Below are 15928 nucleotides of genomic sequence, written 5' to 3'. Positions count from 1 at the left end.
TAAGCATATTTTTATATTAAACTATTTTTATATTGTATTCAATTGTTTTAATTAAAAGAATATAAGAAGAGGTTTTATATGCAGTTATTATATGTATTAAATAATAATGTCCCTGTTTCCACTGCTACAAATCCCCCCCCTTATTTTCGGTTCTTGGTGTTACTTCATGTACTGCATTTCAAAATATAGTTTTTCTGGTTTTTGATTTTGGTCTAAATAAATAAGTATTTCTCTAATAGTTCCTTTTGCAACTTCAATATTTTCCATATAGGACTTACTTTCATTTTCTTGAACCTTTCGAAAAATAGCAGTGGGTAGTTTTACTGCACCAAATCCCCCCATCTTACTTCCTAGCTTTTTATCTGAAGCAGCATCGTAGAAAATTTCATTTACAATTACTTCATTATCATCCGGATCGTACATGTACCCTCTTTGTATGCGTAGCAATGTATTACTCCTTTCTTGTATATTTCATTTCAATAATAACAACATTTGTATATATCATTGTTGTTAAACCAGGCATCAAATAGTATTATTTCGTAAAATCCGCACTTTGTATAGAGGTAGACACAGGATAATTAGTTTTCTTTAATTTTTTCGAATATTTCGTGCTTTTTATACAACAAACAAGCCACCCTTTAAAAGAAAGCAATAGCTTGTAAGGGTCGCTTAGTTTATAGTAAATAGCTTTGTATTTAATTGCTTAATCTCTCCCTCTGCAAGAGGCTGATAAAAAGCATGTTGTAATCCTTCTACATGTAATGTTTCTCCTATACATAGCAATACTTTACCAGGAATTAAATCAAGTAGTAGTTCATTATTAATTTGCTTTGCTTGTTTTTCAGTAGAAACATAAATAACTAGGATTGTAGGGTTATTCCTTAAATCTTTTATGATAACATCCTTACCTGACTCTACGAAATCTCTCCATTTAGCGATAATTTGTCTGAAGCGATCCTTTTTATCTGTTAATAAGGTAGAGTATACAACAAAATTAAATTCTTGATTTACTCCGCCCTGCGCAGCAAAACTTAAAGGAGGGGTAAAAACCCCTTTACTAATAGATGGATGCATAATATGCCCTATAAAGGAAGGAGCATAACGCAGGTGGCAAAGTAGATCTATATCATGCCAATAGCGTAGATGAACATATTTACCGTGATTATCAAGACGCTCTGGAGCAAAGAAGAACATATTACCTTTCCAGTATTTTAAGAGCTTGTAACCATTATCGGATCATGTATATGTTTCTTCAAAGATTTCCATATCAAAACTCTTAACCCGCCATTTTTCAATTAGGCGATAGTAAAGTAATCCTTGAAGTGCATCAGTGATTTTCTTACGTGAGTATTTGTTCTTGAATAAATATAGTAAATGATTGAATCGAACAGATGTATGAACACCAATGAAAGTGAGTATGGCATACTGTTCCTCTGTCAAACGCTGCTTAAACTTAACCAATTCTTCATAAGAATGGAATACATAGGATTTATCCAGTTCATGTATTCGATATATTTGAAGTCCCTGTACATCCTCATTTGATAAATGAGGAATAGATGGTACATAAGTAGACAATTGTTTCTCTATTGTACGCATAATCATCCATTAAAATTGGTAAATTGACTAATTAGATTTTTTACTCTGTCCTTGGGGATAATTTAGGATACGCACAGTTCCTTTTCTATTTTTGGCATCGATATTAAGCAGCTCGCATGTAACAATCGTTTGGTTTATTGCATCTTCCGCAGTTGGGTTGGCAAGATTACGGATCTTTAGTCCTTTAAACTGAATACCTGGTGCAACTTCTACGAAAATACCAGCAATTGCATCTACCCCTACTATTTTACCTACAAAGCGGTCACGGCGTTTCTTTAGCTCTAATAGCTTATCCATTGGATCTGTTTCTAGTTTCTTTTTATTTCCTCTAAATTCATAACGGCCATTTTTTTTACATGATTATTAGTTTTATTTTATCATATATTAGGTAGATGGGTATTTTAAAAATTATATAAGTTTATTGAGATGTAGAGTTTGAATATTAATAAGCTAGTTTTCGATATTACCAAATATATCATCCAGGATTTTACTCATAACATTCGATGTTTTGTTCTTTGGTTCCTCATTTTTATTAAGTAGTGATTGTGTATTGTTATACTTATTTTTTTGTTGGGATTTCAAGCGATTTTGTTGTTTTTTATAGCTCATGAGTTTATATTGACGCTGTTCCTCATCATTTCTAATGGTCTCTACCATGTTTTTTTCTAAGTTTTGATGAACAGTAAGGTTAATGGATTCGTAAACTTTTGCAACTTCCTCTTCGAGTTTATTCTCTTCAATATGATCAATTGTTTTTGCAATTGGAAGTCGGTTTGATGAAAATTTTTCTAGAAATGGTTCAGTCTCATTAGAAATTTCGGAATGCATTATGGAATCTTTGTCCCACTCTTGTTCTAGCATAGTAATAGATAATTCTTTGTTCATTTCCTCTACCCCCATGTTTATTTCATGGCATTCTTCCATATGAGGTAATTCTATACTTATGACTTCCTCAATATTTTCTTCCGAGAATGTATTTGTTATTTCAGGACTTACACTTTCTATTGATATTTCTTTTAATACTGGCAGCTCGCCATTTCGTTGTAAGGCGTCTATTAATCTCGATGCACGTGTATAATTTATTTTAAAATTGTCCTGCAGTAAAGATATAGACGTGGTACCAGCTTCTTTTACAAAAGCTAAAACATCGTCATATAGAATATCTTTAAAGAAACTTTTCTCTCCTTGCGTGACCTCGTTGTCTTCGCCTGAAGTGGCTACTTTTTGTGATATAGTATTCTCTATACTTATATTAGGTGATTGGGTAGTATTAATATCTGATTCTCTTGGTAATATTGGTATACTATTATCTTTTGAAATTAGAACTGTACGAGGGCCATTCCCTGCATAAGAACTTACAATTTGATTTTGTTCTAACTTCTCAATAAATCGAGCAGCTTTCATATAGCTAATTTTAAATTTTCTTTGCAGAAAGGCTGGAGAGACTTGTTGTGATTCAATAACGAATCCTTTAATTTCTTTATACAATTTATTTTCACCCACTTCTTTATCAACCTCGATCTGTTGGCTGACAACTGCAGAATCGTTAGAAGAGGTTGTACTTTCGGATTTATGTCCCCTATAATTCTTCAATGATACAATGTATTGTTGCTCATCTTGTAATTTTATTGGTATATCTTTCTCCATTTCCTCATCTTGAATAGGGAATAAAGGTACAAATTCTTTCATCTTCTCTGCATCTACATGCTTGATAGGATTTGCTTTGACAATAGATTCATTAATCAGACGGAGACGTTCATTTTCCCAATATCGTCCTATTTTCATATCTACCTGAATAACCGCTTGAACATATGCTTCTTTTGGTACAAAATTTCTCGTAATTTGTTGTACGGGTTGGACATGATTGTCTTGTACAATACGAGCAGCACAGATAAATGCACCTTGTGCCATGATATCTCCTGGTGACATAATAACTTCTTTTGTTTTCTGATAGGTTGATCCTAATTGACTAACAGGATTCTCTTGCATAGGAGAAATACCTTGTTCGGATTCCGCCTCTTTAAATTCCTCTTTCTCACCAAACATGTCAGAGAAGATTTTTGTATCATATGGCGTTACATCTCCAAATATCATTTTGTTACGGAATGAGCCCAGTAAGGTAAACATGTAATGCTCTGTGAAGTCGAGAGCCAATTGAGATAGTGTTTGGCTAGCGATTGTTAGAATTACTTTATATTTACGAGATTGTGCAGGGAATTCTTTAAATGGCCGCACAACATAATCCGGAAACTCATCATAGGCCCACCTACCTCTTACAGATATAATTGAGCTTTATGATGGAGTGTAAATCGATTATTGAATTCTTGTTTAAATTGTTCTTTTGATTTTTCTAAAAAGAATTTAGCTGCATCTTCGGTTTGTTTTAAATATAAATCAATGCTATTTCTTTCGCATAGTTGCTCGTATTCTTCTTGTGAAAGTACCGCAATATTTACTTCTATTTTTTTATTCGTTGCCGTTTCAATTATGACATCATACCAAAAGCAATTCGGTTTTCCTGGGATTTGGATATCTTGTAGAGAAACACTAAACGTTGCCCCCTCTTCTGTCATATGTTTTAGGACAAGTTCTGGATTCTTAAATGCTTCTCTTGCAGAGAGCACTCCTCCATTCGTTGTTGATGCAAATTGTAAATTCATTATCATTTTCCCCCTTTCTCCATATAAAAAAAGACAAGCGACACCCACTGTAAAAACAGCGTGTGTCGCTTGCCTTAATTTCATATGTTCTGATTTGATTGTAGTTTTTATTATATGTTCAATCGCTATTCTAACACCTTAAAAAATAGAAATCAATAAAATTATATAGAAGTATATAAAAAACAACGGATTAATATAATTCTACAAGTTTACGTCTCTTTGGATGAATGTTATTTGCAGTACGTGCCATGATCTGTTCATTCGCGTCTATAGTGACACTCTCATTTTGTAAGGATAGTAGTATTACGTTGTTATAAGTGTTCATTAAAAGAATATCTCTAGGTTTCTCACGTTTCGGATAAATAACAACAAGTGGAACGCCTTCGTCCCCTTCTTTTCTTGAAAATACGACATCGTCTAGTCTAGCAATCATCCTGTAATCATTTTCATTTCCGAAAATAAAGAAGAAATCTTGGATCACATCTTTATCTCTCCTATACGTTCGTCGAAGTCCTCCATCTATTGGTTCTTTGAACGTTTGAACCTTTTCAACAAATGCGTAACGCCAATCGGCATCTCCAACTGTACGTTGAGATAAAGATAAAAGAATATCTTGTTCGAAGTTTTGATTATCATCTTTTCCAAGGATGATATCTGAAATAACATCTCCAGCATTTTTAAGTGAGCAGACGTGTACATGTAGATTGGTTTGATTCATTAAAATTTCATGATATTTCCGCATAGAAAATAATAGATTTTTCATCCGCACGTATGGTGGTTCAGCATCTTCTGCAAGAAACATAGTTTTGTCGTACATAACAAAAACAACGGTTATATTCTCATTAGTTTTTTGTGAGAATTCTATGTACTTACCTACTTTTTCAACTAAGGTAGTATTTGTTTCTTTACACATATCCATCTCGATATAGATATTTTTACCTTGATATGAAATATGTTCATCAGGAATCAAAGGCAACTGGTCATCCTCAATTTTCATATTTTGTTTCTGGTAAAAAGAACGAATATCCATTTTATATAATAATTCATTGGTTTGAGTTTTCTTTGTAGTCGCTAGAAGAGTACGCATAATGACTTCGCGTGAACATACTGTGTGAAAAGAAGTTGCTCGTGAGTACCTTCTTTTGGAACTTTTAATGGGAATTCTCCCTATCCCCATTAAAAATTCAATTGTTTTTTCTTTTAAGGAAAATAAGGCACGTTTCGTAATGCTGTCATCCCTTTTATCTATTTTTTTAGTTAGCATAGCTCCGTATTGTGAGTATCGATCAAGCTTTGTAAATATGCTAGCTTCAGAACATTCCCTTCCCTCAAATGCACTATATAACATTGTGATTTGTCGTGTTGTAAGAGCTCTTTTGTAATATAAAACTGTTAACATAAAAACGTCTGCTTCTTTTAAGTGAAAATGTTTTTTGGTACCTGGACGTTTATATTTATACACTTCTCCGGACAAAGTATACACCTCTTATATTGAATTAGACTTAAATTAAATAACTATCATTTTTAATATAATATTACATCGATATAGTGGTTGTAAAATAAGAAAACATGAATAAGAGGTTTTGCTTTTCAGAGATACCCAATTTTGTACACCAGAGTTGGGATTGTAATTGCACTTATAAATCTCTTATAGATTATGGGTTTATGTGGGTCTATTAAACCTTTCGTATTGTTAGGTCGGTATACTACTAGACATCTAACAATAGTTATAATGAAATTTCGTTAATAAAATAATGTTATGGCGTCCTAACAATTATTAGATAGGACGCCATAACATTTGGATTGATTACAATTATTCAAGAATTATAATGAGACTTTTGATAGCAAAAAGTAGCTTTCCCTATATTTTTTAGAAAGTAAACTTTTTGTTGAAGTGCCCTCTCCTACTTTTGTTATAGATTCAGTGTAAAAATTCTACTTATTCTTTTAGGTGTTTCACCTCATAAAACAATAAATTCGTTTATATAAATAAAAAATTATAGTTTGTACTAAATCGTTAGTACGTTAAAAATGTGTTTACATGTTCTTAACATAAGGGTTCCATTCACATGAAGTTAATTAGTTGTTAATTTTATGTGAAGTTCTAATTGCTATCATCATTCCTCCTAAATGAATAAGACTTTTAGTGTAATGTAAGTATCACTTTGATGTTAATAAGATAAGAACTTACTGTTAATAATTCCATTTACATAAATGTTCCTTTTTCATAACAGTGATGCAAATTTTTAACATAATTCTATTAGAATATCTTAGTTTAAAAGATTATTTACAAGGATCTTAAGAACTATTGCATCAACCAGCTTAACCTTGGACTTTCTTTTTTGCATGTTAATGATAATTTGGGATGATTTTTGTTGTTTATATGAAATTAACAGCCTCTCCTAATGGCTTTCTAAGAATGACTGAAATTGACAAGGAATTGTATTCAAATGATGCACAGAGCATATTTTTTCTGTTAACATATACATTCATGTGAACTAACAAGCACTAGGTAAAGAACAGCGCATTAACATAACATTAACAATTATCGTCCTTATAAGAGATAGATTCCTTCAAACCAATTAAGTAATAAAAAAACTTAGTGTGAATTGTTATAAGATCTTCATGAAATTTCCTTAGTAACATATCTACACGCGTATGATAGTAGGTGTTTGGATATTTAATATTTTAGATGCGATTTATATAAGCTGTATAAGTAAGAATTATATATAAAACTTAGTTATACAGCTTATATAAAATAATATCAAATAATTTTGTGAATAAAATTCAATTTATTGTTGTTATAACAGTGTTTATGTATACGACTTATATATAAAACTTATATATAAGTCGTATACATATTTTTGTAAGTTTTATGTTAATAAAAAGGAGTGATTTTTTATGTGTTTTTATCAGTTTTTTTCTATAGTGTTTTATTACAATTAATTAAAATGTAAATCACATGAAATTTAAGATTGATATAACATATATACGCGTTATATATACGCTGTATATAAAAACCCTTATAAAACATAGATTCTTTATGATTTTATTAATATAGGTCTTATATATAAGACCTATATATAAGTTTTATTTATAATGACTTGATATACGACGTGTAATGATGTACTATGTTTCTAGGAATAATTAACCAATGCTTTAAGGGGGGGACAACTTGAACGAGGTTTTAAGTGAAAAATATCAAACAATCAAGTTTGCAGATGAAGTAGTAAACATGTTTGCTGATATAATTGAACAAGATGAAATACTCTACAGTGTATTTCTATACATAGGAAACGTAGTAAATAAACAATTTCAAGAGACAAAGTACATGAGGGGCATATCGATTAATGAAATAGTGGAAAATGTGGTTATTGATAGGAGAGTAAAGAAGAAAAAAGGTAAATCCTATTCATTAGAAGTTGAACGTACAAATATATCTAGACGTTCAGCCGAAATAAGTGTAAGTACACTATCATCAATGTCTTTAATCTATGAAAAGACTATGCACCCATATAAATTTTTAATCTCAACTTATAGAGGGCAACAAGTACTTATTGAGTTAGGGAAAAGAAAAAAGGTAAATAAGGAGAGATAAAGTAATGGCAAAAAACTTCTTAAAAAATGAAGTAGCAGTTAAAATGACAATGGTTGGATTTGGTCAAGCTGGTACTAGAATGGTAGATAAATTTGCGGAATATACACATACAGATGGCACAGCAGTATATAATTGCTTAGCACTAAATAGTAATGATGGAGATCTAGCTGAATTAAAAAATGTACCAAAAAGTAATCAAGTTTCACTTAAATTAGGTGGTTTAGGTAAGAACCCTGAGCGTGCGTTAAAAGTTCTTGATTCAAATGAGGAAGCAAAAGATAAATTAAAAGAATTTATTACTGAACGTGTAAGACCTTCTGATGAACTTGTTTTATTCTTTGCAGGTTTAGGTGGAGGAACAGGAACTTCTACAATCATTAAAGCTATTGAAGAATTTTCGGCTTTTCATAATAAACCAGTAATCAGACAAGAATTACAAAAAGTTGCTCAGCAATATCCAATGTCTGAAATCAAAGCAAATCAAGCAAAGTTTGCGAGAATTGCTTTTGAAAATGCTATTGAGCGCAAAGATTTTATTAAAATGGGGATTGTTGTAACACTTCCCGTTCGAGCAGATGGGCCGGATGTATTACGACAAGTAAATAAATTTTCACAGGAGATTTGGAAATTAGCAAATGATAAATCCAAAGGTGTAGCCTTTGTAGTATTTGCTGATAATCAGCACTTCTACGATGAATTTAAGGAATTAAATGAAAATGAGAAAAAAGGTATCGCCAATTCACGGGATTATGCAAATCAACGCATTAGTGAAATTATTCATGAGCTAAATACCGCTGCCAATGGATCTGGTACATCTGTAATACTCGATTCTCAAGACTTTAAGCGTATTTTACTTGAGAAAACGGGCTGTTTAGTAATTAATAAGGTTTCACGTAATATGAACCAAATAGAAAATAGCCATGCAATTATAGAGATGTTCCAAGAATCATTAAGAGGTAGCTCTTTCCATCCCCCAATTGATTTGATGAAGAAGAATAACGACGGTTCTGTAGAAGCGTCAAAAGTACATCATTTTGGTATGCTTGCTATCTTAGATGAGCAAAAAAATATTAATGATTCCTTTATGGATGATGCTAAGGTAGAAGTTTCAAATAATCTACCTATAAACGGTACAGTTTTTAACGGATATTTGGTAAGTAAAAATGATTTCTTAGGAAGTGTATATACGTTCTATAAAACTGATGCATTACCATCAAGACTATCTAAAGGATTAGTTGAAGAATTTAATGAGTTTAAAGAAAGACAAAGCCAGATTCAGTTTACAAAGTCTCAAATTAGTACTATCGAGAGTATTGATGAGGATGAGGATTTAGGTTTTGCATTTGGAGATTTTATCGATATGGGTAGTGACGAAGAAAATGATGCTGGAGCAAATGAAGAAGAAGATTTAGCAGATTTTCTAGATCCTGATAAGATGTTTGGTACTACAAAATAATAAAAAAGTCTGGACTAAGTTCCAGACTTTTTTATTATTCCACAGAATTCATAAGAGATTTTATATAATCAATTATATTATCCTGTATATACTGTTCAATGAAGAGTTGTTTTTTACCCAAATCTTCCTCTTTTTTAAACCATCCTACCTTTCTAGTACGTTCCTCTTCAGCTTTACTATTCCACAGGCCTTCTGCCTGCTTTCTTAACTCCTGACGTGCCCTATGCTCAATAATGAAATTATCAAGTCTATCTTGGCGCTGACGTAATTTTACGGTTTCTGCATCTTCGGGTTGTGGTAACTGTTTAAGTAAACTGTCTACCCTCTCTTCGTAACGAGACTCAATATGTTGTATTTTTTCTTCTAACTGTTTAGCTACCATTTTTTCAATGATTTCTGCAGTGGCCTGAAGGTTTAATTCAGTAGACACTTCATTTGATTGATTTTCTGGTGATACAGGTCTTAAATCGAATTGGTGTGGTAATAGGTCAATAATTGCATCTAAAGACCATTTCTCATCCCTTTTTTGCTTAATAAATAGAGCAATTTCAAGATCTAATGTATTATAAAGTTTTTCATTTGTGTTTTGGGTTCTTAACGTTTCGTGGAGCCCTTTTTCCTCTAATATATTGAACCAATTATAAACAGTATTGTGATGACGTCCAACTAGTTTAGAGAATTCAGTTATTCGCCATGCCTTTTCAAAAATATTATCATCTAATATGTCATCATCGTTAGTTTGATGGTCATGTGATTCGCTTTTTTGTTCAATCATTGTAACAACCTCCTTAAAAATCAGCTCATGAACACTCAATTTGAAATTAACATGTGGACTGAAATTAACATGTTAGGTAGTATTTCGCTAACATGTATGCAAATCCCTATGTATTAAGTAACTCATATGAAATATAAAATTAACATGTAAACGAATGTTTGTTAACAGAACATGACCTATCTAAATAGAATACGCTGGACTTGTTGATACTATTGTCACCCTAAAGTATATAAATGGCAATGTTCTATCAATGGATAACACTATCTTTTATGTTAGCAAGATTACTGATAGTTGCCATGAGATTAACAAAACACGTTACTTAATACTAATGATAAGGAAATATAGGTATTTTGTAAACAAGTTATGAGGAGATAATCAATGATAGTGCGGAAAAATCAACTAATGTAAGCTAGGGAATTTAAATTATAATGTATAATAGCTAGAAAAAAAGGTAATAATATAACCAAATTAGCAGTATTTTATGAGGACAAATATTGCTAGGAATATAGGATTAGAATTAATGTGAATCGACTTTAAGGTTTAATGCCTACTCTATGTCACAATCAATAGGATATTTACATGTATTTTAATAGTGTATGGAATATTTGAGATAGATTTATGTCACCGTGTTAACACTCGTGATTTTCAAACAATCACAAGATGTCATTTGTTTAATTTTCAACAAGACAGCTGTTGTTAAAGGTTGAAATCACTCATTTTGGATAAAATTTCACCCCTACTGACATTAACACGAGATATGAGATTGACATAGAAAGGATTTTTGGTGGATAAATATCAATGTCTTGTCAACTGAACTATCATTAGCTATCGTTGTATTGGCGATGTTCTTATTTATATGGGATCAAATATAAGAAAGACTCATTCAAATTAATCGAATAAGTCTTTTAACAACTTTGTAATAATACTTAATTTAGCGGATGAACTAACATATAATTAATTATTGACTGATTCTGTTGCAAATATCTAAACTTCTATTATTAACATGAGATTGATATTAAAACACATTACTATAGTTTATTGTCAATTTCATGTCAACCAAAAGGATAAACTGTAAATATGGTAGTTGTATATAGGTTATTGATAAATTGAACTTTTTACATAGTTAGAAGTGTTATATCTTGTTAGTGATTAATTTATTAGAAGTTCAAGTTACAGAATTAATAGCTATTAGCAATACCCTATTATAAACTGTTTTTAATAGGGTTATTGATGAGTATTTATACTTATTGTATTATAGGTGTTGATATGAAATCAACACATTACTTCAAGCTTGGCACTACATGTCAATATCAGTTGATATATCAATGTGAGTGCGTGTTGTGAAGAGGTTGTTTCTTGTTCATATAACATCGATAACAGAGATAATGTAGCTTTGAGAGTTCAATTGTATATAAACATTATGGTATTTTGTACAAAAGCTCCAGGTCTCTTGAAGTGATTATTTAAAGATAAGTAGTACGCTATAAGGTTTGATTTACATGTAAAAGTTAGTTTAAACGAAAGTGGCGGGGATCTGAATGCATAATTCCTCAAATCTACACTTCTATCATTCACATGAGATCGATATTAAAACACCTTACTAGATCCTAATGTCAATTTCATGTCAACCAAAGGAATGAAATGTTAATACGATAGTTTCATATAGAGTATTGATAGATGGAACTGTGTACATGATTAGAAGTCTTATATCTTGTGATAAGTATTTAAGTAATTAATAAATTTATTAGAAGATCAAGTTACAGAATTGATAGCTATTAACAATGTTTCTATTTAAAAAGTGTTTTCCTATAGAGTTGTTAATAAATATTTATCGTTAATGCACCCAGAATGTTGATATGAAATCAACATTTAATGTAGTTTCTATGATTACATGTCAATGTCGATTGATGTGTCAATGTGAGTGCGCGTTTCAAAGGGGGATTTTCTTATTCAAATGACATCAATAATAGGGATAATGTAGTTTTGAAAGTTCAAATGGTATATAAACATCTTGGTATTTTGTACAAAAGCTCCAGGCCTCTTGAAGTAATCATTTAAATAAGTGATACATTAAAAGATTTGAATGACATGTAAAAGTTAGTTTAAATGAAAGTGACAAGGATCTGAATGTATAATTGCTTGATTTCGTGTGTATAATTAACATGTAAACAATGATTGGTTGATTCTGTAGCAAATATCTGCACCACTATTATTAACATAAAATTGAATTTAAATACTTTACTATATTCTATTGTCAACTTCATGTTAACCAAAAGGATAAAATGTTAATGTGATAGTATATTAATAGATTGAGATTTGCATTTGATTAGAAGTTTTATATTTAGTTAATAAGTAATTAATTTATTTATTTATTAAATGTTTATATTACAGCATTACTAGCTATGAATAATATTACCGTAAAACGTATTTTTAAATTATTAATGAGTATTTGTATTTATTGCATAAAAACTGTTGATATAAAATTAACATTTTTTTCGGTTTTCGTTCGACATATCAATGTCAGTTGATATGTCGATGTGAATTTAAGGTGCGAAATGGTTTTTTCTTGTTTATATGACATTAATAACAGAGATAATGGAGTTTCGAAAGTTGAATAATATATTAAGATTATAGTGTTTTTTATGAAAGCTCCAGATCTCTTGGAGTAATCTTTTGAATATAGTGGTTTGTTAAGAGAATTTATTGAAATGTAATAGTTTTTCTACATGAAGATGATAAAAATCTAAATGTATATTGCTATTAACAGATGGTTATTTATAATTTTCCTATTAATAAGTATATATATAAGATATTAAGACATCTTATATATATACTTATTCTATTAAAATGTTGATATGAAATTAATAATTCTCCTTGGATTTTTCTTTACATATTAATGTCGGTATATATATGAATGTGAGTGTACTTAATAAAATCGGCTTTTTATTGTTTACATAATATTAATATGGGGGCGATTGTATGTTAAGTAGTTTTAAAAATTTAATCGTAAATAAAATTATGAGATTTTGTTATAATAATTGCAGATTTCTAGTAAATAATCTTCTGTACATTGTATTATTCTAAAAATTGTTTGATTAATATAGAAGTTTATGTAATTAACTGTATTTTTGAGTTTAGATACATGGAAGTATAGAGAAAGAGGAATAATTATATATGCACAAGGATGCAATAAAGCTATTGACTTTTAAAAATTATAGCTTTATTCTTATGTGTGAATGACAATTATTCAAGGTTAATATACAAATTAATAGATTTAATTTCTAGCTAAACGGACACACCGAAGGCACATAACCTGCCATTGGTGTGTCTTTTTTTGTATATATAACATTTGAGAGTGAGAATCCAGGCTATGAATGAAATAATAAACCTGAGTAAAAAGAGATTTACAAAGTATTGTGAGGATAATACAACATTTGAGGAAAGTATTAATCGAATGATTAATCATTACTTTTTGCAGTTAGGTAATAGAACGAATATCTTACAAGAAAGAGAATTTAATAACGAAGTTGAAGAACAAAAATTTAAAAATAATGTAAAACATTTTGAAATTTTATTCCCAGCAGCAGCTAAGAATGCGTTTTTAAAAGGGTATCAACTTTGCCTAGAGTTTATACATCATCCTGAAACACAAATTCCAGACACTTTATATACTGATCCTAACTTTATAAAAGATATTCCTTTTGCCTTAGCAAATGCATCCGGATATGAATTGTACGAAATCATTCGAACAGATGAAACGCAGGAATTTAGTGTGTTTGCTATACGAACATACGAGGGGATTCGTCCACTATTAGAACAGGTATTTTGTGAAATTGCATACGCTGGTGCTGAATGTGCTTTTGAACATGAGCGATTGGAAAAAGGATTTGAATTAGAGAAGGGTGATAGTACTTCGTTAACCAAAGTTCCTGTAGATCGTCTCTTCTCAATTACGCCTTCTGTCAATGGAGTTGTTGTACATGCGGAAGAACATTGCGAGATTTGGGATTTAAATTGGAACAGTAAAGTAACAATTGATAATCCTTTCATTGAGCTTGCTGAGGTTACATTTATTCATCAAACAAAGGATATGATTCAAAAAAATATTGAAAATGGTGTTTTATACTACAGCATTCTTTATCTTGATACACCTTTACATGAGATACAAGATCGATTAGAAATACGAGTAAAACTAAATTCTGATTTTGGGGCTCCACGTCCAATTGAACAAGTTGAAATGGAGTATATACTGAACGAGATTATTGGGAAGGTTCATCTTCAGGCACAGATTCCAATCGAAAACATGATTTTAATCCAACGTTAGAGTTTGTAGGAGGTTAGCTATGGTGAAGAAAATTGTATTAGCTATTAGTGATACTGTATATACGGCATATTTACGTGAGGATTTTATTGGTGCGGGATTTGAAGTAGCTGATAGTGATGTGATGCACATCAAGTATCTAGATGAAATTCTAGATACGGAACAACCCAATATTTTATGTATTAATGACAAACGTTTAAATATTGATGCGGGACAAGAAGATAAACGGGAATTAATTATTTTACAGAAGTTAAGGGATATTCGCTTTAATCGGGATATTCGTATTGTGGTATTTACAGAGCGTGAAAATGATGATGAGTTTTTGGCGAAACTAATTTATCTAGGTATCTATGACATTTTTAACTCTCGTAAAATTGATATTGATAATAAAGTTATCCCGCAGCTGCTACAAGAATCAGATATAAAAAATGTAGCGGAAATTGTAGGAGCAAGTCAGGCACCCAAACAAACAAAGTTGCCTGAGGTTCCTGCAGATAAGCAAGAAGAGGAAGTATCAAGTGAAATAGATGAAGGTAGCAACAGTGAACCTGCCTCTATTTCCAACAAATTATTTAAAAACAAACAAAAGCGTAAATCTGTCCCAGAAGAGACGCCACAAGCACCTATTATAAAAAAACATTATAAATTGGCTTTTGAGCCGGTATATGAAAAACAAATTGGTATTGCCATTCCAAGAAGAACAATTGTTGTGGCCAGTATGAATAGGAGAAGTGGTGCTACTTTTGTTTCACATCTTTTAGCTGCTTACTTAAATGAATTACAGATTGATGTGAATTATATAGAAAATCTTTATGATGATGGCTATACGTATCCGTTACTAAAGGGATATACGGAAGCACCAGAAAACTATCGTAGTGAATTTATGTTGCAGCGATATAAAGAGATGTTACAGAAGGAATCTGATATATTATCAATTCCAAAATGGAAGCAAGGAAAAATAAATTATATCGTAAAGAATCCTATAGTGGACCAAGAGCTAAAAATAGAAACAGAGCATGACTTTGACCATTTTATTAAGGTTTTATTGGCAAACCAAGAAGCACCTATATCTATTGTTGATGCGGGTTACGATTGGGATAAAGATTTATATCATGAAATATGCGAAATGGCAGATTATATATTCTTTGTAGCGGAACCAGATCTGCATCAATTGCTAAAGATAGCACATCCCCTTACACCAAAAGAGAGAAAGCTCGTTTCTTACTTAGCTTTAGAGAAAACGAGAATCATTGGGAATAAGTTTTCTTCTGCCCTTTTAAAGAATGAAGTAGTAGAAGAATGTTTTGGAGAGAAGTTATTAACTGCTTTAGCACCATATGAGATAGAAGATGTGTTTGAATCTCAATTAAATAGTAGTACGTTACTATCTAGTCGGAACTATTATAAAGAGCTTGAAGGAATAATGAAGGAAATAGCAGAGTTATTGCTACCAAACCAATTGTTGAACCAAAAGAAAAGTTCTATTTTAAGTGGATTTCGTTTTCGGAAGTCTGAAAATTAA

8 protein-coding genes and 3 pseudogenes are annotated in these 15928 nt (G+C 31.0%); 4 read left to right on the top strand and 7 right to left on the bottom strand.

Annotation, left to right across the window (positions count from 1 at the left end; genetic code table 11):
- Positions 1-159: 159 nt before the first annotated feature.
- From DN393_RS21245 to DN393_RS21220, 6 genes and pseudogenes are all read right to left on the bottom strand, one after another.
- Entirely contained in the window at positions 160-447 is a 288-nt protein-coding gene (locus DN393_RS21245) for a hypothetical protein (protein ID WP_149173857.1), read from the bottom strand.
- Between the two features lie 222 nt (positions 448-669).
- Positions 670-1596, bottom strand: a pseudogene (locus tag DN393_RS21240) (hypothetical protein).
- 27 nt (positions 1597-1623) lie between these two features.
- Positions 1624-1950, bottom strand: a pseudogene (locus DN393_RS21235) (RNA-binding protein); the annotation flags it as partial.
- A gap of 96 nt (positions 1951-2046) precedes the next feature.
- Positions 2047-3852 (bottom strand): annotated as a pseudogene (locus DN393_RS21230) (DNA translocase FtsK); the annotation flags it as partial.
- A 17-nt stretch (positions 3853-3869) separates the two neighbouring features.
- Positions 3870-4256, bottom strand: coding sequence for a hypothetical protein (locus DN393_RS21225; protein WP_255449801.1), 387 nt, complete (start codon positions 4254-4256; stop codon positions 3870-3872).
- Between the two features lie 190 nt (positions 4257-4446).
- Entirely contained in the window at positions 4447-5730 is a 1284-nt protein-coding gene (locus tag DN393_RS21220; RefSeq protein WP_149173854.1) for a replication-relaxation family protein, read from the bottom strand.
- Between the two features lie 1701 nt (positions 5731-7431).
- Between DN393_RS21220 and DN393_RS21215 the strand changes: the two genes are divergently transcribed.
- Together DN393_RS21215 and DN393_RS21210 are read left to right on the top strand one after the other, a co-directional pair.
- The gene (locus DN393_RS21215) at positions 7432-7854 is read left to right on the top strand and encodes a hypothetical protein (protein ID WP_088060717.1); all 423 of its coding nucleotides are present in this window, start codon (positions 7432-7434) and stop codon (positions 7852-7854) included.
- A 4-nt stretch (positions 7855-7858) separates the two neighbouring features.
- Positions 7859-9310 carry an FtsZ/tubulin family protein gene (locus tag DN393_RS21210; protein WP_149173853.1) on the top strand — a complete coding sequence of 484 codons (1452 nt, stop codon included), beginning with the start codon at positions 7859-7861 and terminating at the stop codon, positions 9308-9310.
- A 34-nt stretch (positions 9311-9344) separates the two neighbouring features.
- Here DN393_RS21210 and DN393_RS21205 read toward each other — a convergent pair whose 3' ends face one another.
- Positions 9345-10085, bottom strand: coding sequence for a MerR family transcriptional regulator (locus tag DN393_RS21205; protein ID WP_149173852.1), 741 nt, complete (start codon positions 10083-10085; stop codon positions 9345-9347).
- Positions 10086-13455: 3370 nt separating this feature from the next.
- On the opposite strand from DN393_RS21205, the gene DN393_RS21200 reads away from it, so the two are divergent.
- Positions 13456-14409 carry a hypothetical protein gene (locus tag DN393_RS21200; protein WP_149173851.1) on the top strand — a complete coding sequence of 318 codons (954 nt, stop codon included), beginning with the start codon at positions 13456-13458 and terminating at the stop codon, positions 14407-14409.
- A gap of 19 nt (positions 14410-14428) precedes the next feature.
- Positions 14429-15928 (top strand): hypothetical protein, encoded by a 1500-nt coding sequence (locus DN393_RS21195; protein ID WP_149173850.1) that lies wholly within the window; start codon positions 14429-14431, stop codon positions 15926-15928.

The sequence above is a fragment of the Bacillus sp. BPN334 genome (assembly GCF_008368885.1).
Classification (GTDB): Bacteria; Bacillota; Bacilli; order Bacillales; family Bacillaceae_G; genus Bacillus_A; species Bacillus_A wiedmannii.
This window is presented reverse-complemented; position numbering and strand designations above follow the sequence as displayed.